The following is a 20,780-nucleotide window of genomic DNA, read 5'->3' as shown; positions in this document are numbered from 1 at the left end:
CGCCCTAAGCCAAGAGGGGCTGGATGACTTCGGCCGGTTCGACACCGGTCAGCTTTGCGTCCAGTCCTTGGAACTTGGCGGTGAACCGTTCGTGGTCGATGCCCATCAAGTGCATCAACGTGGCGTGGAAATCACGAACATGGACACCATCTTTGACGACGTTGTATCCGTAGGGACAGGTTTCGCCATGCACCACGCCACCTTGTACACCGCCGCCGGCCATCCACATGCTGAAGCAACGCGGGTGATGGTCACGACCATAGTTGGTCGCCGTTAACGTCCCTTGTGAATAGTTCGTGCGGCCAAATTCACCACCCCAGATGACGAGGGTGTCTTCTAGCATTCCGCGCTGCCGGAGGTCTTCTAAGAGCGCTGCCGCCGGTTGATCTGTTTCTTGACATTGTTTCTTCATCCCACCGGGAATGTTGCCGTGGTGGTCCCAGCCTTGGTGATAAAGCTGGATGAAACGCACACCCCGTTCGGCCAATCGGCGGGCGAGAATGCAGTTTGATGCGAATGTTCCCGGTTTAGTCGCGTCAGGCCCGTAGAGATCCAGGATGTGCTTCGGTTCCTCGGCCACGTTGGCGACCTCAGGAACGCTACTTTGCATCCGGTAAGCCATTTCGTATTGATTGATCCGTGTCGCCAATTCCGGATCTCCCAATCGTTCTTGCTCTAGGTCGTGTAGGTCCTTCAGTCGGTCGAGCATTTGACGGCGACTGCCTTGCGAAACCCCCGGCGGATTGGCGAGATAGAGGACGGGCTCTTTCCCCGATCGGAACTGTACGCCTTGGTAACGCGCCGGCAAGAATCCTGATCCCCACAAACGCGAATACAGCGGCTGACCACCTTTACCTTTCGTGATCAGTACGACAAAGGCAGGCAAGTTCTCGCTTTCGCTACCGAGTCCGTAGTGCAACCACGATCCAATACTGGGGCGACCGGAGATTTGATTGCCGGTTTGTAAAAACGTAATCGCGGGGTCATGATTGATCGCCTCGGTCGTCATCGATCGCACGACGGCAATCCGATCGACTTGCTTTGCCATATGAGGCATCAGCTCGGAAACCCAGGTGCCATTTTCGCCGTGCTGATCGAACTTGTAGATCGAGCCGGCCAACGGCAGAACGGATTGGTTTCCCGACATCCCCGTTAGTCGCTGACCATTGCGTACCGATTCGGGAAGCGGCTCGCCCTGCTTTTCATTCAGTAGCGGTTTGTAATCCCAAGTCTCAAGCTGTGATGGACCGCCGGCTTGAAAGAGATAGATCACACGCTTTGCCTTGGGGGCATGGTGTGTCGGATTAAGGACGCCATGGGTTGGCTGGCCGGCGGAATGCGACGGAGATGCGATCACCGATTCACGCTGCATCAAGTGCATCGCGGCCAAACCGCCAAACCCCATGCCGAATCGCTGAAGCCAATGACGACGGTGGTGAGGGGCGTTGATTTGCATATTAATTGCGATAGGAGTTCAGTAGCGATGGGGTGAAATCAACGAAGCATAATGGTTTCGTCGTAGGAGATAATCGTCTGCACGACAATCGCAGTTGCCGCCGAATCGGCGGCATCAAGTGACTCGTTGACCGCCGTCGCTCCGACGCCAAGTAGCCGTTCGGCCTCTTCGGGTGCTGACCGAAAATACTCAAGCTGCTCTTCATAGAGTTGATCGATGATAGCTCGTTCTCGCTCGGTCGGCTGCCGTGCGATCAACCGTCGAAACAGTTCATCCCAACGTGCTTGGAATGATTCGGGATGGGATTCGATCAACCGCTGCGCCAGCACTCGCGACGCTTCGACATATTGCGTGTCATTAAGAAATACCAGCGCTTGAAGCGGTGTCGTCGTCAGTTCACGTCGGGCGGTGCAAGTTTCGCGGCTGGTCGCATCGAACGTCAGCATCGAAGGCGGCGGCGCGGTGCGTTTCCAAAACGTGTAAAGACTGCGTCGATACAACCCATCGCCGGTCGATTGCTGATAACTTTTTCCGGTTCCCGATTCTTTCCATAATCCGGCCGGCTGATACGGCATCACACTTGGGCCGCCGATTTTTTGGACCAACAAACCGCTCGCATGTAGGACGGCGTCACGCAATTGTTCGGCAGACAAACGATGCTTCGGTCCACGGGTGAGCCAGATATTTTGAGGGTCACGCGCGAACTGCTCTTTGCTCGCGATCGACGATTGTCGATAAGTCGCGGACAGCACCATTTGTCGGCAGAGTGTTTGCAAGTTCCACTGATCATCCATCAGTGTTCGTGCCAAGTGATCGAGCAATTCAGGATGCGATGGCGGTGACCCTTGGGCGCCGAAGTCTTCTAATGTCACGACAATGCCGCGTCCGAAGAACGTATGCCACAGGCGATTGGCGATCACTCGTGAGGTCAGCGGATTCTCCGGAGCCGTCATCCATTTCGCCAACGCCAAGCGCCCGGAACCTTCGGCCGGAACGTGGCTCAGGAACTCGGGAACCCCGGCGTCAACGACATCGGCTTTGGCGGTGTATTCACCACGATCGAGAATATGGGTCGCGGGGGCTTGTTCGTAATGTTTCATTACCATGATGTTGCGAATCTTGGCCACCAATTCGTTTTCATGATCACGTGCTTGTTGAAGTGCTCGCTGGGCTTGCCGGACATCTTCGTCGGCAACCAACAGATGATGTTCAATCGCTTGTTCGATCGGAATGACTTGTTCGTCGTCCGGATTGACGGAGTGATAAAGCGCAGCGATCTCTGCGGCCGACAATTGCAGATCGAACACTTTCAAGTCATCGACGAGTCCATCACGAAAGCCGACATCGCGAAATCGTGCGCCTAAGGCGAGGTGAACGCCGCCGACTTTAGAATCGCCCCATTCACTTCGATGCCGAATGTCGCGAGTCAATCGATCACGCTGAATTTCGACCTCGACCGCCCGGCCATCGACAAACAAAGTCAATCCATCGGCTCGGCTGCTTCCATCGTGCGTCACCGCAAGGTGCGTCCACTGGTCTGTTTCAATCGCCAACTTGCTTTCGACGCGGATCGCATTGCCGGGCCAGAAGTGAATCATCGAAAACTGGGGGTGCCCGTTGTCGATCGTCAACTGAAGTCCGCGAAACGCGGCATCTTCGGCGGCGACGGATTGATGCATCACCAACATCCGTGGTTTTTTGGTCGCCGGTCGAACCCAAATCGAATATGAAAACGGACTGGTGCGGCCGAATTCTGGGGCATCCTCGCATACGATCTCCTTATCCCCGTCACAGCGCGTCGCCTTGCCGACGACACCGTCGGCATCACCTTCGAGTGGCAAAGTCGCGATTGGGGGACGGACTTCGGGAAGCTGTTGAATCAACGTCTCGGAGGCTTTCGACAATCTTCGGCGTGCCGTCTCGACTGATTTCTTGTATTTGGACTCGGCTGCCTGGATTGCCTCGATCGCTTCGCGATGTTGTTCCTTCTGTCCCTCACCGTACAACAGCATCGTTGGTGATGGTTGAGCCCGGGTGAAGTGCGAATACAATCCGAATTCATCGATGTCAGAAAAGAACGCCGACAGCCGATAAAAGTCTCGTTGTTTGATCGGATCAAACTTATGGTCATGGCAGCGACTGCATTCAAACGTTAACGCCAAGAAAGCGGTCCCTGCCGTTGTCGTTCGGTCAGAGATCCCGGTCAGTCGGAACTCTTCGGGGACACTGCCACCTTCGTTCGTTAGGCGATGCAATCGGTTGAACGCCGTCGCTAAACGCTGATCGGCGGTTGCGTTGGGCAGTCGGTCTCCGGCGATCTGCTCGGTCAAGAACTGGTCATACGGCATGTTCTGATTGAATGCGTCGATCACCCAATCACGCCATGGCCAAATCTCCATCGGCATATCATTTTGGTACCCAAAGGTGTCCGCATAACGGGCGACGTCCAGCCAAAGGTTGGCCATCCGTTCGCCATAAGCCGGAGAATTCAGTAGTCGGTCGACGACCGATTCATAGGCGTTCTCGGATTGGTCAGCGATGAACGCGTCTAATTCTTCGATTGTCGGCGGAAGTCCGGTCAGATCGAACGTGACTCGACGCAACCAAGTCGCCCGGTCTACCGGGGCGCTATGAGTGAGGCCTCGTTGTTGATGGATCGCAGCGACATGGTTGTCGATCGGATTGATCGCCCAGCCATCACCTGCATTCGGGACTTCAACGATTTCTGGCACCGGAGTGTATGCCCAGTGCTGTTCGTACTCGGCACCTTGACCGATCCAGCGGGTCAAAACCTCACGTTCTTCCTGCGAAAGTTTTTTGCCACCTGCCGGCGGCGGCATCACCAGATCAAGATCATTCGAAAGGATGCGTTCGATCATCAAGCTCGAATCAGCCTCACCGGGAACGATCGCGCCGTAATCAATGGCCGCGGCGCGATCATCGAGACGTAAATCGGCTTCGCGATGATTCTCGTCCGGACCGTGACAGGCGTAGCAGTAATCCGACAGAATTGGTCGGACATCACGATTAAAGGACAAGGCGTCATCGGCGGAAACACCGGTAACCAGACCGACGGCGACGGTCGCGGCCATCAACGCATGAGTCACAATGGGAGTGCTATTCATTCGGAAGAATCTGAGACGTGGTCGATCAGATGAGTCAGGCGGGCAGGACATCCATTTTGGTCCAAAATGTCCCCCATGTCTCGTCAGGTGCAAGGATTCGCCTTCGGTTTGGAGAAAACAAGCGAGCAAGCCTTGCACGCCCAGTCCATTGTTACACGTGTGTGGACAGGTTGGAGACTGGAACAGCGCCGATATCAAGAATGAGACATTCCCCGTGACGAATCGGTCTCAAAAATCACTCCCCTCTCGACGGATCAATTCGCCTGCAGGCAGTCGCAGGGCGACGGCAGCGCGCAATGCTCAGCCGCCAAGTGATCGCACCGTGTGCCCCCCGATCGAGCAGGAAGACGGCAGGCGATAGCCTCGGACGTCAGTCCGGGGGTATCGTCGCGAAAGGGTGAGAGTCGCGAAGCGATGGCAGGCGGTAAGAGCACCTGTCATCGCTTCGCGATTGCAATACGACGACCTGCTCTGAACAACGGATTTGCATCCGGGGCTATTGCATACCATCGCTTCGCGATTCAACGGTCAGAATTTTTTAGTCACGAAGTGACGGCAGGCGATAGCCTCGGACGTCAGTCCGGGGGTATCGTCGCGAAAGGGTGAGAGTCGCGAAGCGAAGGCAGGCGGTAAGAGCACCTGTCATCGCTTCGCGATTGCAATACGACGACCTGTCCTGAACCCCGGATTTGCATCCGGGGCTATTGCATACCATCGCTTCGCGATTCAACGATCAGAATTTTTTAGTCACGAAGTGACGGCAGACGATAGCCTCGGACGTCAGTCCGGGGTTATCGTCGCGAAAGGGTCAGAGTCGCGAAGCGACGGCAGGTGGTAACAACATCTGTCGCCGCTTCGCGATTGAGACACATTCATTCTGCGCTGCTTTTTCAGTTTTAAAGAGCACAGCTGTTGACTTCAGGATGCCAACTCCTGTTCGAATACATACTTGGGGTCAAAGTCAATTTGATGCTTTCGCAGAATCGCCAGATACTCTTGTTGAAACGAAAGTCTTTGATGGTGCTCGCGCTGCTTCGAGATATATTCTTTGACCACATCAGCCATCGATTGGCTGACAGTAAACGCACCATATCCTGTTTGCCATTGAAATTTGAATCTTGTTTTCTGTTGCTCGTTTACCCATTTAGACGAGTTAGCCTTAAGCATCTGAATAGTCGACGAGATTGCAAACTGAGGGTGAAATTTTATTAGCAAATGTACATGGTCCTCGACGCCGCCCGATTTCAGCAGCACCGCCTTGTGTTCTCTGATTGTGCCGCCCATATAGGCGAACAAGTCGTCTCGCCAATCGTCCAGCAAAACAGGACGGCGATATTTCGTTGAGAAAACGACGTGAACAAGAATTCCGTGATGAGACGCCATGGCTGATTAAACCATCGGTTGGAGTGCCCCTCCCAACGTGCGCCAGTATATCAGATCGTGTTTAGGCGGGGCGTGACAACCAGGGCTTCCATATCATCGTTCCCCCATTTGCGAAGCGAAGGCAGGCGGTAAGAGCACCTGTCATCGCTTCGCGATTGCAATACGACGAACTGCCTTGAACCCCGGATTTGCATCCGGGGCTATTGCATACCATCGCTTCGCGATTCAACGATCAGAATTTTTTAGTCACGAAGTGACGGCAGACGATAGCCTCGGACGTTAGTCCGGGGTTATCGTCGCGAAAGGGTCAGAGTCGCGAAGCGATGGCAGGTGGAAACAACATCTGTCGCCGCTTCGCGATTGAGCTTGCTCGGATGGCCGATGGTTCAGGGATGAATCAACGGCGCCGACGTAGGCTAAGAGAAAACTGGTGAGCCGCAGCGAAGGTCCCACTTTGGTCAAAGTCACCACCCGTGAAATCACTCGTTCCGACGTATTGATCCGGACCGAACATCCACTGGTAGGCAAAATCCATCTCGCATCCGCCCCAATTCCATCCGTAGCCAAAGCACAACGAATGTTCCACCGTCGTTTGAATGAATGGAGTTAACGTGGCCGAGGGAATCGGATTGCGGTGATAGGCGTAACCGACGCGGAAAACATTGTCGTTGGCAAGCGGCTGTTCAACTCCGAATCGCAATGACACGGTATCGCGCCAACTCAGCGGAATCGATTCGACCAGCGTGGGAGCCAAAACTTGGAACGTTGGGTTGTCAGGCGTTTTGAGGTTGAGATCAATCTGTTGATACGAGCCGGACCAATCTAACCAAATCGCATCCATCGAAAACGTCCGATCCGCGGCGGTACGATGGGCGATCCCGATCCCCAGCATTTTCGGCCATGACTTTTCGATGACCGAGTCGTACCGGGCGGTCCCGGCGAGCGGTACCGTCGTCACGGTGGTGCCGTTAAGAGACATTTCGGTTTCCGCGATATAGGAAATTCCGATCGTTGTCGCTTCGGTCAATTCATATTGCAAACCGACCGACCAGTGGGGTGCGACCCCGGTGCCTTGGGCGTCGACCAAAGTAGGTGTCCCGGCAAGCGCGTTCGGTCCTTGTAGGGTATAGGGGCCTTCGAATTCGATGTGTCCGACCGAGGCTCCTACGGCCGCACCGGCTGACAATCGATCGGTGAGTCGTAGTGACAGCGTTGGCAAGAGACGCGCGAGGGCGCCGATCGACTTGTAGTGCCGTGGACCTGAAAAGGGGGATGGCCCGTTCATCGTATATTCGGCGGCAAAGCCGGCATGCGAGAACATCCCTAGGCCGACGACGACGTCATCGCTGAGCCGTTTAGCGATCGCAACTTCACCGATCGGAAATGGGTTGTCCGTATCTCCCGTTCGTGGGTTATCGGCGTCCCAATATTCCAAGTCCGTTAGCAAGAGGTGTCCACCGATTTCAAAAAGATGTTCACCTTCGAGTCGCGCAAGACCGGATGGGTTGTCCAACATGACATGCGCGTTGTCATGATGTGCGATGTTCGTTCCGCCACGACCAATACTGCGTGCGCCCACGCCGTCGCGAATCGTGCCGTCGGCGCACAGATTCGACGTGCCAATCAGGCCGGTCAGTGCTAGACCGATCCCTATTGAACGCACTTTCATTCCAACTTTCATATCCGAATCGCTCCGTCGGCTGCCTGCATCGGTTCCCTAGGTCAAGTTTTGTCGAGGCTTACGGAACCATCGTGTGTGCCCCCCTTTTGACTTGCGACGTTGTCCATAAAGATCCAAGGTGAGGGAACTCCCCCGTCTATTTCGAAAGGACGGCTGACTTTTCTGATGTAGCCTTTGCTGATGATGCCAACCGCTGACACACTTCGATGCAAGGTGCACCGCATCGACAGTCCACTTAACTCTGAGTCACACTCTCTCTAGCGAAAGTCAGGACGACCGGAGCCTTTTCATGTTTGATAGTGACAAAAACATCACCAACAGCAAGATTCTCGTCATTGACGACGAGCAAATCGTGATCGATGTAATCACGGCGCACCTGAATGTAGCCGGATACTGGAACGTGGTCGGTATCTGTGATTCAATCGATGCGGCGGGACGGATGAAGCAGGAAAGTCCTGACCTTGTTCTCGTCGATATCTCAATGCCGGACGTTAGCGGAAATTATCTGCTACAGATCGCACAGGAAGATCCGATTCTTAAAAACGTGCCGATCATCGTCGTCACAGGTAACGAGTCACCCGAGATTCATCGTCGAGCGATCGATCTAGGCGCCCGCGAAGTCTTGACCAAACCGGTTGATCCACGCCGCTTGCTAAAGCGAGTCGGGCATGCGCTCGAATCCAAGTTTCGCAGCGACGAGACCGACGTGCGGCAACGACTCAAACGCAGCAAACCAGCGAACGAGCTTTATCGAGAGCTTCGTGGTCGATACAGATAGGCGTCTGCGGACGAGGCACCCAGTGCTGCATTACAATTCGATTCCACGATGAGTCGCGTGACGATTGTCGCGTGCTTTCCCAGGCTAAGTCCCGTCGCTTGATTGATGGGGGGCGACTTCCTGTCGGGACTGTGTTAGCTAATCGTTTCGATCAGGTTGTGAGACTGTTGAAACCGATGCACGTCTTTCAATTTCCCCATCACTAGCACCGTTTCTCCGGATTGAAAGACACGATCCCCGGACGGATTGAAGTCTAGCGTGTCTTCCTTTGTTTTCACCGCAACGACTAGCAATTGATGTTTGTCGCGGATTCGAAGTTCGGCGATCGAGCGTCGATCGAGGTCACTGCCGTCTGGAATCGCCAACTCATCCAACATCAGGTCCTGGAATTCGGGCTGTGTCAGTGAAGAGAAAAACTGTGCGGCGATCGGGCGGGTCACCAGACGAGACAAGTATTCGGCGACCATTTGATGACCGAGGACGACCTCATTGGCGCCCGCCTGTCGCAGTTTCCGTGAGGTGCTCTCTTGATCGGCGAGCGCTACGATCCGGATCGAAGGGCAAAGATTGCGAGCCGAGAGGGTGATAAAGACGTTCTCGGCATCACTCGGTAACGCGACCACGATCGCCCCCGCTTCGGTGATGTTTGCCTCCTTCAAGGCTTCCTCATCGGTCGCGTCGGCGTTGATCGCCAGATAGCCCATCTCGATCGCTTGTTGGTAGTTGGTGTGATCGATTTCAAGAATCACGAAGCCACAATTCGATCGAGAAAGGTCTTCGGCGAGGATCGGACCACTCTTGCCAAATCCACAAATGATCGTGTGGTTTTTCAGTCGCGAAATTTCTCGTTCCATACGTCGAAGTCCAAAGGCACGGTCCAATTCGCCTTGTAGCGTGAGTTGGATCAGGCCGGTAAAGGTGTAAGCCCCGGCGGTGGTCCCGAGTAAGATCACCATGATCGAAAGTAGCTGCGATGCCGTACTCAGGGTGCTGTGTTCACCATAGCCGACCGTTGAGATCGTGATCACCACCATCCATAACGATTCGATCCAATCGTAGTGGGCGAGGTAGCGAAAGCCGAGTACCGCAAACATGACAATCGCCAATAGTGCAGCCGCACCGCGACGAATCTTCGTAAACGGTGCGTCGGCAGATCGATTCAGATGGGACGGTCGAACGTTCATGCTCCACGCAAAACAATGGCTGGCCCGGGATCACACGTTTACCCGCTTGAGTCGGTGAGCGAGCAGTCTGTGCTGTGATCGCGGCCGCGTCGAGCCGCCATTATGATCAAAGTTAAATCTCTTCGTCGACAAAGATGATGTGGCGAAAATAGTGCTGTGATTCAAAACTCGCCCCCAACGCACCGATCAGCAATCCCAACGAAGCGGCAAACATCGCCATTTGAGGCCAGTCCCACCACGACAGCTGCCGGGCGCTGTTGACCGTCGAGCTTGCCCAGTGGGCGACAAGATCCCCCGGGAACAGCAGCAAGCCGACCAAACTGCCAAAGAAAAACAGGGTCGCCCATGTCGTCGCCATGCCCGTCAACACGATGCAAAACGCAGAAGCTGAGGTGACCACCGATTGTTCGCTGCGGCGGTGGCGACGGCGCACCAAAAGCTGCTGGCGAATGACGACATAGATGGTTGTCAGCAAAAGCGTGAAGAAGAATAGCAGCACGACGCGTTCAAAACTCTGCGCGAGCGCCAGATCCCAAGCCTCGGCCGTCATTAGCAAAATGGCGAGAGTCGAAAACGATGCGATCGTCAATCGGCTCAGGCGTTGTGGGAATTGCCAAGGTCGAGCCGCCCGGATCGCCTGAAAGATCTCGCGACGATTGATCCATGCCGCACGCACGCCGAACAGCAGGCCTCCCATGCGACGACCGACGCCTTCCTCCAAACGCTGATCGGCAATCTCAAGGAGCGCCGAACGCTGGCGTCCCAAAAATTCCTCGTCGATCCCCGCCATCATGTCAAGCGCGGCCGCAGACGGAGGATGATAGAGCAGATCGTTGGGGTGATCGGATTTCGGTAGTCCCGTCAAATGGCCAAGGGCATGCAACATCAAGCGACTTAACCTGCGCGCGATCCGCACGACTCGCTCGGTATGATCGACATCGACACCCAGGGCCTGCGGATCGATGAGCGAAAGGGAGATCACCGCCGCATCGAGCGGACGACTGAGTGCGGCGAAGCAATACGGCGAGTAGTTGCCGGTTAACTCGGCACTGGTCAAGACAAACGCGAAGTCCCAATGCTTCGCATCGCGTTCCTCGACCGCTTGCTGCAACAACAAACTCGGTTCGACACGTCCGGATCCCTCGCTGACCGAGGCCGTCATTTCGGGACGCTTGATCTCAAAGAAATCAAATTTGAACCCAGCAAACAACTCACTCAATCGCGCATCGGTCTGCTCGACTGCGAGCTTGGTCGAGCGTGCGTCAATGGCGTCAAGTTTTCCGGCGACGATCACGCCGATTTCGATAAGATGAAAGTCCGAACTCACAATGACAGGTGGTCAACGTTTAAAGCTTTGTTCCAAGTGAATATGACGAAGCAGCAGTCAATTGGAACATAACGCGATGGGAACCCTGATCACCGTCAAATCGCCGAATTCGAACTGCTTGTGCAGTGTTTCAGCTTGATTTTAGATTAGCCGAGCCGCGTTAGCCACGGTTGCACTGCGATAACGTCTTGCCGCAATAACTAGGGGCGCAATAACTAAAGGCGACGTCCCTCGGCTGATCGATTGCCTTTACATCATAGCCGCTTTTGAAAGCAGTCGCTTGAAGAAACCGCCAATGCGATTCTTCGGCTTTTCGGACCGTTCCACTTCGGTTTGCAATTGAACGTTCGCCTGTGCTTCGTTCGCCCGCATCTGTTTCCAGTCATCGACCGCGTGGTCCCAGCCGACATCGTAGCCGGCGCGCTCGCTTAAGTAGTACTTGTGAAGATTGATCTCATCAATCAAATCTTCGGTTAGGACCACGTCTCGTTGTGCATCGCAAGATTCTTGCATCGCTGATGGCTCCCCTGATAAAGATGCGGTCACGGATCGCCTGCAAATGCCCTACCGGGAATGTGGTCTTCTCGGTCGTCGATCCGTCAAAAGGCTGTTCGTCGGATTATTGAAGGCTGCCGAAGTTCGTCAATTGCGAAACACGACTTCACGATCAGCTCGTCCTTTGGGGGGCGAAGTTTTACTTCGTTCGCCCGCAACGGAAAGGCGATGGAATTGCAATCAATTCGACACGTTAACGCTTGAGCACTTCGGCTTTTAGCTTTTCCCGCATCGTTTGGATCAGTCGACTTTGAAACCGATAGGGGTCCCAGATCATCGCGATCGTTCGTGTCGGTTTTGATCCCGAGATCGATCGATAAACACGTGACTCGGCGCGATCGAGCTTGGCTGCCATCTCGGGGACGAAGGACACACTTTCTGACAGGGCGACGAGTTCCTGCACCATCGAAAGTTGATTGGTTCGGCCGACCGTGACCGGCTGGAACGAGCGACCACGACAGTACGTCGAAATCGTATCGGACAGACAGTGTGCTTCGTTAAGCACCACGAAAGGAAGCGTTTCGATGTCTGTGGCGCGAATCTGCTTTTTCTCTAGCAATGGATGATTCTCGGCCAAAACCAACAGCAGTTCTTCAGTGAATAACGTTTCAACGGCTAGATGCTTGCCGACCACGGGGAGCGCCAGGATCAACAAATCGATCTCGCCTTGTGAGCACCCCGCCAGCAGGTTCTGCGTCGTGTCTTCGTGCAATTCGACTTTGGCTTTGGGGAAGTCCTTGGCAAACCGCTTCAAGAATGGCGGCAGGAAGTACGGCGCGATGGTCGGGATCGCGCCGAGCCGAATGCGCCCCGATTCTCCATCGTCGGTAATCCGAGCTTTGGTGTCATCGATGATCGCCATGATCTGTTCGGCTCGTGACTTCATGAGCAAGCCGGCATCGGTCAGGTCCAACGCCTTGCTTTTGCGAACGACCAGCGGGACACCGAGTTCTTCTTCGAGTCGCTGGATCGACCGGCTGAGGGCAGGTTGCGAAATCAGCAACTCCTCAGCCGCCCGCGTGAAGTTGCGGTTCTCGGCCAGTTTCAAAAAATATCGGAGCTGATCGATTTCCATTTCACTGGCACCATTTCGTCATTCTCGTCGGCCGAAACCGTTCGATCGGTCGCATCAGCGGAGTCGCTGTGCAGGTGGAGCGCTCGAACCTCAGGTTCACTCGCCCGTTAAAGTAACCACAATGCGGCGTGAACTCGCATGGTCACGGTGCTCGCAAAGATAGATTCCCTGCCATGTCCCCAGCATCAATTCGCCGTTGCTGACAGGGATCTGAACGCTGGCGCCCATCATGCTTGCTTTGACATGGGCAGGCATATCGTCAGGGCCTTCCAATGTATGGACATAGGGCAGCGATTCGGGCACCGCGTGGTTCATCGCCGTCTCAAAGTCAACGCGAACGTCAGGGTCTGCGTTTTCGTTAATGGTCAACGAAGCACTCGTGTGCTGGATAAATACGTGCAGCAAACCGGTCTTGATGGACTCGATTTCCGGGATTGCCCGGACCACTGCAGCAGTGATCAGATGGAAGCCGCGGCGATGCGAAGGAAGTGTTAAAGTTTTCTGAACCCACATGACCCGCCCAAAATGACGAAATGACCGAACTAAACCGAGGCGGATTTTAAAAAAATATCAAAAAAAATCCCGCCACATCTTGCCCATGAAACCTAGTGATTGCCCCGGAAATTGAAAGGGGCTGGGGGGCCGAAATGGACTGTGCCACCCTACCCCCGCTTGACCAAGTGGAGGCGTTATGATTCACCGATTCTGGGTGCCAGTGTTAAGATTCGCCCCCTTGACAGATGAAGTCGCGGCGAAGTTGCCGATTTCCGACGGTGTTCGGCTCGAGAATGCAGCGGCTCCTTGGCAACGAGATTGTCGGGTTCAACTCGCCGTTGGCAATGTGACGGGAATCAAGCCACCCACAATTTTTCTTGACTCACGAAATTCGACGTCAATAATCCCTCGTCATCAGTTGTCGCGACGACGTCTTCATTGACTTAGCGAGACGTGAATCTATTCCGCACAACTTGGATCCAACCCAATCACTGCTTTCCAAGATGAAAGCGAATGCGATACGCCACTTTGGTACCGATAGAGCTCGGTCGTGGCACACACAGAGGTAGAATTAGAACCGATGAAAGAAATGAGCCGTTGCAAGAACGTTTTCGAAGCAATCCTGCGTTACGGGCATGACGAAGATTTCGTTCCGAACGAAGACGACAACTTCAACCCCACCGACGCTCCCGCGGGCAGTCCCGAAAAGATTGAAATCTTGCGTCAACGTGTCGAACGTGGTCAACCCTTGTGGCATACCACCGACCGCGTCGATTACACCGGTTTGACCGGAGCGATTCGTCCTCGCGAATAGACGACGACGCTGGCTCGGTGTGATCCGAGCGACCCAGACACCCCGTTGGTGACGTCAATGTTCTGACCCACCAACGGGGTTTTTTTATGCGCCCTGTCGATCGATTGATTTGCCTTTTTAACAAGGGCGGTTTCAACAGTCATTCGGTCGCTACCCCGCCGCTTTCTCTAAGCTTGCTTGTAGTCGAGCGATTCGATCGGCCAGCGTTTCACTGCTGACCCGCTCGCGAAGTTTGTCGACCAACAAAGGAAATGCCAGGGGTGTTACTTTGGGAGGTTCTGTGAGAAGCAAACGACACGATTCGATGCGTTCCAAGGCTGCCTTCATGCGTCCCGCCTCTAGCTGAAATTGCAGGACTTCACGACGGGCCTGAACGAGCAGCAGATTTTCCGGGTCATACTTTTCGAAGACATCGAAAAATAGATTGCTGCTCGCCTGCAAGTTCTTGTTGCTCTTGTTCTGGCCTGGAAAGCCCGCGTGAACTAATCCAGCGACTCGTGCGATTTCGCGGAATTGCCGTTTCGCCATTTCGGTCGAGTTCATGCTGGCGATGATGTCTTCTTCAAGACCGTTGGGCGAGAGCAAGTTTGTTGCCAGCGCCGATTCGATTGGTAGTTCACTCGGTGACTGCAAGACAATTCCATAGTCGTTGCAGGCCATCGAGAGCGATAGTGCTTGGTGCTTGCTGATTCGATAGGCCAAGACCGCAGCGAGTCCTTCATGAACGAGACGACCTTCGAATGGAAATAGAAAGACTTGATAACCCGTCCGCGTCTTGATTTTTTCGACCAAGAATTCGTTGCGGGCCGGTAGGACACTCCATCGTTTTTGGATTTCGAACAATCCATCCAAGGCTTTCATCTCGGGGCCGACCAATCGCCCTTCGGCTGCTTCCTCCAGTTTGCGTCGCAACGCGTCGCTCAATTCTGTCGATAGTGGCATACGGCCGCCCATCCATCGCGGAACCGTGTCTGGAGTTCCGTTTGCACGTTTGACATAGGCCGCGTTGTCTTGGATTCGTACGAGGCTGACCAGTCGACCGGCAAACAGAAATCGATCGCCGGGGTTCAGCTTTGCCAAAAAGTGTTCTTCGGCGGTCCCCAGCGTCGTGCCTTTGAGATACTTCACTTTCATTGCGGCATCGCTGACGATTGTTCCGATCCCCATGCGATGCATCCGAATCGTCCGCTTGTCCTGAACCGTGTAGCGATCGTTCTCGATACGGACCCGTTTGAACTCTGGGTAGCGATCAAGGGACTGGCCGCCGCGGACAACGAAATCCAGCACCCAAGTCCATTCTTGATCGGTCAAGTCTCGGTATGCGAAGCAATCTCGGACTTCGTCCAGCATCGACGCCGCTGTGAAACCACCGCCGATCGCGATCGTCACCAAGTGTTGGGCGAGCACATCAAGAGGTTTGTGATGGAAGAGCTTCGATTCCAATTCACGCCGCTCAATCGCGTCCTTTGCCGCGGCCAATTCAATTAATTCGATCGCGTGGGTTGGGACAAAAGCCATGTGACTGACCGCATCTGGCCGATGGCCGCTACGGCCGGCGCGTTGCAGAAGACGCGCCGCCCCTTTGGGACTACCGATTTGAACGACGAGATCGACTGCGGTGAAGTCCACACCGAGGTCGAGACTGCTGGTGCAGACGACTGCTTTCAGGCGTCCTTCTTTCAATTCCGATTCGACCCAGCGGCGAACCGATGCGTCCAATGAACCGTGATGCAATGCGATCTGCCCGGCCCAGTCAGGGCGTTTGGCGAGCAGATGCTGGTACCAGATCTCAGTTTGACTACGTGTATTGGCGAACACGAGTGCCGATTCGATACGTTCAAGTTCCTCGGCAACTTGCGGAATCATTTTGGTCCCGATGTGACCGGACCAAGGGAAACGTTCAATGTGCTTGGGGATCACCGACCGAAGTTTCAGTTTCTTTTTGCGATAGCCCTCGATGATTTTCGCGGGGGCGCTCGGGGACTGGCCGACCAGCGCGGCAATCGCGTCATCCAGGTTACCCAACGTCGCACTTAACCCCCAGGTTCGCAGATTCGGGCAAAGCCGTCGCAGCCGCGTGAGTGCCAGTTCGGTTTGAATTCCGCGTTTGGTGCCAAGTAGTTCATGCCATTCGTCGACGATCACTGCTTCCGTGGTCGCAAGTTGTTCAAGCAACTTTTCGTGAGTCAGCATCAACGACAGGCTTTCCGGCGTTGTGACTAAGGCGGTTGGAAGCTTCTTAAGCAGCCTCGCTTTCACGCTTGCTTTCGTGTCACCGGTACGGCTATCGAGAGTCCACGGTAATCCGATCGATTCAAGTGGCTGACGCAAGGCCGCTTCGGTGTCTCCGGCGAGTGCGCGCAGCGGGGTGAGCCAAATCGTGCGTAGGGCCGGCGGACGTTTGGGATTCCACCGTGAACGATCTCGGTTTTGTTTTAACCAAGAAAGAATCGGCGCCATCCAAACGGCGAGTGTCTTTCCGGTTCCGGTCGCCGAATGAATCAAGCCGCTTTGACCGCGATCGTACGCGTTCCATGCGCTGATTTGAAACCGAAATGGTTTCCAACCGGTTTCTGAGAAAAACGCATCAACGATCTGCCGCGGATTAATACGATCGTCGCCGCGTGTCGATCGATCAGACTCACTCATTGGGCAGCAACGCCTTAAGTTCGCTCAACTGGTTCGCGTCGTTGGGGCGTTTGTCGTGACGCCAACGTAGGATACGTGGAAATCGGGTCGCGACGCCGCTTTTGTGTCGTGTGCTGCGACTCAGTCCTTCGAAGGCGATTTCGAAAACTAATTCCGGTGTGACACTACGAACAGGGCCGAAGGATTCGTTGGTGTTTTGTCGAACGAAGCGGTCGACTTGTCGAATCTCCCGGTCGTCCAGCCCGCTGTACGCTTTGGCGACGGGGACGAGATTGCCTTCGTCCCAAAGCGCGAATGTGTAATCGGTATAAAGGCTTGCTCGCTTTCCATGGCCACGTTGCGCATAAATCAACACGGCATCGATCGTGTAGGGCTGGACTTTCCATTTCCACCATGTCCCGCGAACTCGACCGACATCGTAAACACTGTCCCAGCGTTTCAACATCAACCCTTCGCTTTGCCGTTGTCGACTGGTTTCGCGTAACTTAGCTCGGTCGAACCAATCCGTAGCTTCGATCAATTCGGTCACACAAAGATTGGGATGATTCGCAAGGCCGATGACTTGTTCCAATTGGCTTCGTCTTTCGCGAAAGGATTGTTGCCGCAGGTCAATCCCGTCGCGTTCCAATAAATCAAACGCATAAAAAACGACCGGGACTTCGCTAAGTAATTTTTTGCCGACTTGCTTTCTACCGATACGGCGTTGTAGTTGGGCGAACGGCAAGACGCCTTGAATACGGCCTTCGTCATCGATTTCGGTGCCCAAGATCTCACCATCAAGTACCGTCCCGTCGGGCAGGTTCGTGGCGGCGGTTTCGATCTCCGGCCAACGGTTTTCCATCAGTTCTTCGCCACGTGACCAGAGAAACGTTTGGCCTTCGCGGCGGATGACTTGGCCACGGATGCCATCCCATTTCCATTCAGCGGCAAAGGCATCTGCCGATCCGATCGAGCCGGCGATCTCGGCTGCTTGTCGTGGGCCACCCTCACGGTCGGGTGACGTCGCTTGCTCGATCGGATGTGCCAAACAAAACGGGTACGGCCGGCTGACCTTGGTATCGCCGTCGTTCGGATCGATCAGCGATCGGAAGAACGATGCGTTCGGTTCCCAGTTTCCCATCAACCGATGAGCAATCGTTTCGACATCAATCTGTGTTGCTTGGGCGATTGCCCGCGTAACCAACCGTTTGCTGACGCCGACTCGCAAGCCGCCGGTGATGACCTTCATGACGACAAATCGTATCTCGGGATCGGTCTGTTCCCAGATTTCCAGAATCTTTTCACGCTGTTGTTCTGGTTGCAGTTTCCGCAGCGGCAGTAGTCGATCCTCGATCCAATCGACCAGCGATCCATCATGATTGTGGGAGCCTGGCGGGACAATCAAGGTGATCGTTTCTGCCAAGTCGCCAACCGATGAATACGATTCTTCGAATAGCCAAGCAGGGATATTGGCGACTTCGGCTGCCCATTGTCTTAGCAACTTGTTCGGGACGAGCTGTCGAAGTTTGCGCCCGGCCAGTACATAGATCGCCCAGGCGGCATCGGATGCCGGGGCGCTACTGAAATAGGTGACCATCGCGGCGACTTTTTCATTTGTCTTCGTCGTCGAATCCAATCGCCAATACATTTCCGCAAACCGCTTCATCGATTACCCTCGGTTGCAGTGGGGGAATCATCTGCGGCTGTAACCGGACCGCTCTCGACCGTCGATTCGCCATTTGCTTCATCATCGTTCGCTTCTTCACGGGGGCCGGTGCGATCGAGGGCGACGGCATCACGACCGATCGAACGCAGGTATCGTGCGAGAATTGCCGAGTAGCCGTGGTGTACCCAGACCTGCTGGGGGTCGCAGAGTTCGATCGCTTGTAACGTGGTGGCCCAGTCGACGTGGTCACTGAGTACAAAGCCACGATCGGCAGCTCGTCGCCGACGAGTCCCGCGGATCATCATCCAACCGCTCGCCATCGCGGTCGTGACCCGACCGAACCGCCGCATCCAAGGTGTCCCATGAGCACTTGGTACCGCGACAACCATCGAACCGGCAAAGTCATGTTTACGATCGAGTTCGCCGACATACGTGGTTTCCGGCAGCGGCACCCCGGACGCACGGTATGCGGCGACACCTTTTTCTACCGCACCATGAGTCAATATCGGACCGATCGCGGGATCAAGGCCCGCCAACAGTCGTTGGCTTTTGCCAACCGCATATCCGTAAAGCAAGCAGCACTTGCCTTCTTCGGCGCTGCGTTTCCACCATTCGTTAATGCCAGAGAAAATCTCGGATTGATCACGCCATCGATAGACTGGCAGGGCAAACGTCGATTCGGTCACGAATAGATCGCAGCGGATCGGTTCCCAGCTTTCGCATGTCGCATCGGGACCGAGTTTGTAATCGCCGGCAACCACGGCGACTTCGCCATCACGTTCGATCCGAACCTGAGCCGACCCGAGGATGTGTCCGGCAGGATAGAACGTGATCTCGACACCGTGGTGGGAAACCGTTTTCCCGTACGGCAGGAAATCGATCTCGGCATCGGAAGCCAAACGCATCCGCAGTAAGTGTTCGCTTTTCTGGGCTGCCAGGTAGTGATCGCAGCCCCAACGGGCATGGTCGGAGTGGGCGTGTGTGATCACCGCCCGCTTAACCGGGCGGCGTGGGTCGACATAGAAGTCGCCGGCGGGACAATAAAGCCCTCGTTCGGTGTTTTCCAGTAATGAGTTCCGAGTCGTGTCCATGCCACAGGATACCGGCACGTCCAGCGTCGTCACGACTTGCTAACGTCCGATCGTGTCAGCAATCGCCTTTGCCCTGGCGATCAGGGGCGCGATGCCTACCCCGCGGAGGGCGTTCGTGGCCAGTTGCAGATTCGGAATCTGTTCAACCGCCGATTCAATTTGATCGGCCCTGTTCAAATGGCCGACATGATACTGCGGCATCGCGTTATTCCAGCGAACTACCTTGGCGATCGTCGGGACCCCTTCGAGGCCAATCAATTCCCCGAGTTCACGCTTGGCGAGTTCGATCAAGTCGTCATCTGATCGCTCGAGGTCGGTGGCTTGAAGTGCCCCTCCAAAGAACACCCGCGCGATGACGTGATCTTGCGGGCAACGGCTAGGGTATTTGTGGCTAGCAAAGCTGATCGCAAGCGCGTGTCGCTGTTCCGCACTTGGGACTACGATCCCAAACTTGTCAGGCAATCGCCGGACCTGCGACTTGGCAAGACACAAAACAACGATCGCGGCGGACGCGGATTCAATCGAAGCCATGCCCCGCGCCGCAGTCTGGCACGCTGCATTGATGTTGGCAGCGTCAACGGAACCAGGCCGTGTAAGGTCGATCGAATCGAATAGTTTGGCAGCGATAGCGGCCGGGGTTGCGATGACAACTTGGTCAAAGACCTGTTCGGCGCCGTGCGATCGGTTCACGGCGACAGACCACTGTCGGCCATCGAATCGTAATCGATTCACATCCGCATTCAGTTGGATTACTTCCGACCCGATGCGTTCGGCGAGCGTGCCGATCAGTTGCCCCATCCCGTTGGGCAACCCACGGAAGCGTTGATAGCGGGCGCCGGCGCTATTACGTTCCGTTGAGTCCACATTTTCACGGCGACGGCTAAGCGTGGCTTTGGCCAGTGAGCCATGTTTTTGAACCATCGAAACGATCGGTGCCATCGTCGCTTTCAGGCTTAGCTTTTCGATGTCAGCGGTGTAGATACCGGCGACGAGTGGTTCGACCAGGCGATCGAGTGTTTCCTGTCCGAGCCGATGACGAACGAAGTCGCCGACACTGAGGTCGTGATTGCTATCTGCGGCGAGTTCTGCTTGCGGTGACTGAAAGCGTTCGGTCAGGAATCGCAGTTTGGCCGTCGGCGATAAAATCGGTGTGGTAAGGATCTGCCAGGGTTTGGTCGCCCGCATCAAGACGAAGCCTTCGGGGATCGGTACGACGCGGCCGCGATGTACGACCATCGCACCGGCGCGTTTCGCGTCGGGAATCAGTAGCTGATCCTGGATCCCAAGGTCAACGCACAATTGCATCGCCGCCGACGGATCGGTCGCGAACATGTCGGCGCCAAGATCGATGACAAACCGTCCGGCATCCGTCTGAACGGTTTCGGTTCCGATGACACCGCCGAGACGAGACGACGCTTCAAACAGTTCAACGATGCAGTCGGGATTCTGTTGCCGAAGGTAAAACGCGGTGGTCAGTCCTGAAAGACCGCCACCGATGATCGCGATGCGTTGAGGCATTCGT

Annotated in this window: 15 protein-coding genes; 2 read left to right on the top strand and 13 right to left on the bottom strand. The window is 55.1% G+C overall.

The features are described 5' to 3' along the window. Nucleotides 1-4: 4 nt before the first annotated feature. The 4 genes from FYC48_RS15855 to FYC48_RS15840 form a co-directional block, all read right to left on the bottom strand. Entirely contained in the window at nucleotides 5-1,456 is a 1,452-nt protein-coding gene (locus FYC48_RS15855) for a DUF1501 domain-containing protein (RefSeq protein ID WP_149497685.1), read from the bottom strand. A 38-nt stretch (nucleotides 1,457-1,494) separates the two neighbouring features. Then, nucleotides 1,495-4,581, bottom strand: coding sequence for a DUF1553 domain-containing protein (locus FYC48_RS15850; protein ID WP_160149561.1), 3,087 nt, complete (start codon nucleotides 4,579-4,581; stop codon nucleotides 1,495-1,497). Nucleotides 4,582-5,499: 918 nt separating this feature from the next. Beyond that, a complete protein-coding gene (tnpA, locus tag FYC48_RS15845) occupies nucleotides 5,500-5,964 on the bottom strand; it encodes an IS200/IS605 family transposase (RefSeq protein WP_149497683.1) in 465 nt (154 codons plus the stop codon). Nucleotides 5,965-6,361: 397 nt separating this feature from the next. After that, nucleotides 6,362-7,633, bottom strand: a complete 1,272-nt coding sequence (locus FYC48_RS15840; protein ID WP_160149560.1) for an OmpP1/FadL family transporter — start codon at nucleotides 7,631-7,633, stop codon at nucleotides 6,362-6,364. 301 nt (nucleotides 7,634-7,934) lie between these two features. Between FYC48_RS15840 and FYC48_RS15835 the strand changes: the two genes are divergently transcribed. After that, nucleotides 7,935-8,423, top strand: a complete 489-nt coding sequence (locus tag FYC48_RS15835) for a response regulator (RefSeq protein WP_149497681.1) — start codon at nucleotides 7,935-7,937, stop codon at nucleotides 8,421-8,423. Nucleotides 8,424-8,557: 134 nt separating this feature from the next. On the opposite strand, the gene FYC48_RS15830 is transcribed toward FYC48_RS15835, so the two are convergent. The 5 genes from FYC48_RS15830 to FYC48_RS15810 form a co-directional block, all read right to left on the bottom strand. Then, complete coding sequence (locus tag FYC48_RS15830; protein ID WP_149497680.1) at nucleotides 8,558-9,607, bottom strand: potassium channel family protein; 1,050 nt, start codon at nucleotides 9,605-9,607, stop codon at nucleotides 8,558-8,560. A gap of 112 nt (nucleotides 9,608-9,719) precedes the next feature. After that, entirely contained in the window at nucleotides 9,720-10,934 is a 1,215-nt protein-coding gene (locus FYC48_RS15825) for a hypothetical protein (protein ID WP_149497679.1), read from the bottom strand. Nucleotides 10,935-11,183: 249 nt separating this feature from the next. Further along, complete coding sequence (locus FYC48_RS15820) at nucleotides 11,184-11,447, bottom strand: hypothetical protein (RefSeq protein WP_149497678.1); 264 nt, start codon at nucleotides 11,445-11,447, stop codon at nucleotides 11,184-11,186. Nucleotides 11,448-11,682: 235 nt separating this feature from the next. Next, on the bottom strand, nucleotides 11,683-12,564 hold the full coding sequence (locus FYC48_RS15815) for a LysR family transcriptional regulator (protein WP_149497677.1): 882 nt from the start codon (nucleotides 12,562-12,564) through the stop codon (nucleotides 11,683-11,685). A 96-nt stretch (nucleotides 12,565-12,660) separates the two neighbouring features. Further along, a complete protein-coding gene (locus FYC48_RS15810) occupies nucleotides 12,661-13,077 on the bottom strand; it encodes a secondary thiamine-phosphate synthase enzyme YjbQ (RefSeq protein WP_149497676.1) in 417 nt (138 codons plus the stop codon). Nucleotides 13,078-13,648: 571 nt separating this feature from the next. On the opposite strand from FYC48_RS15810, the gene FYC48_RS15805 reads away from it, so the two are divergent. Then, entirely contained in the window at nucleotides 13,649-13,873 is a 225-nt protein-coding gene (locus tag FYC48_RS15805) for a hypothetical protein (protein ID WP_149497675.1), read from the top strand. A 150-nt stretch (nucleotides 13,874-14,023) separates the two neighbouring features. Here the strand turns inward: FYC48_RS15805 and FYC48_RS15800 are convergent, their stop codons facing one another. Genes FYC48_RS15800 through hemG form a run of 4 tightly spaced genes read right to left on the bottom strand, consistent with a single transcriptional unit; the run spans nucleotide 14,024 to nucleotide 20,776 of the window. Beyond that, nucleotides 14,024-16,522, bottom strand: a complete 2,499-nt coding sequence (locus tag FYC48_RS15800; protein ID WP_149497674.1) for a ligase-associated DNA damage response DEXH box helicase — start codon at nucleotides 16,520-16,522, stop codon at nucleotides 14,024-14,026. Further along, on the bottom strand, nucleotides 16,515-18,167 hold the full coding sequence (locus tag FYC48_RS15795) for an ATP-dependent DNA ligase (protein WP_149497673.1): 1,653 nt from the start codon (nucleotides 18,165-18,167) through the stop codon (nucleotides 16,515-16,517). Before FYC48_RS15795 ends, FYC48_RS15800 begins: the two co-directional genes overlap by 8 nt. Continuing rightward, nucleotides 18,164-19,276 (bottom strand): ligase-associated DNA damage response exonuclease, encoded by a 1,113-nt coding sequence (locus FYC48_RS15790; RefSeq protein WP_235034275.1) that lies wholly within the window; start codon nucleotides 19,274-19,276, stop codon nucleotides 18,164-18,166. The genes FYC48_RS15795 and FYC48_RS15790 overlap by 4 nt, the downstream gene beginning before the upstream one ends. Before the next feature lie 21 nt (nucleotides 19,277-19,297). Next, the gene (hemG, locus tag FYC48_RS15785; protein ID WP_149497672.1) at nucleotides 19,298-20,776 is read right to left on the bottom strand and encodes a protoporphyrinogen oxidase; all 1,479 of its coding nucleotides are present in this window, start codon (nucleotides 20,774-20,776) and stop codon (nucleotides 19,298-19,300) included. Nucleotides 20,777-20,780 lie beyond the last annotated feature (4 nt).

Source organism: Roseiconus lacunae, from assembly GCF_008312935.1.
Taxonomy (GTDB): domain Bacteria; phylum Planctomycetota; class Planctomycetia; order Pirellulales; family Pirellulaceae; genus Stieleria; species Stieleria lacunae.
This window is presented reverse-complemented; position numbering and strand designations above follow the sequence as displayed.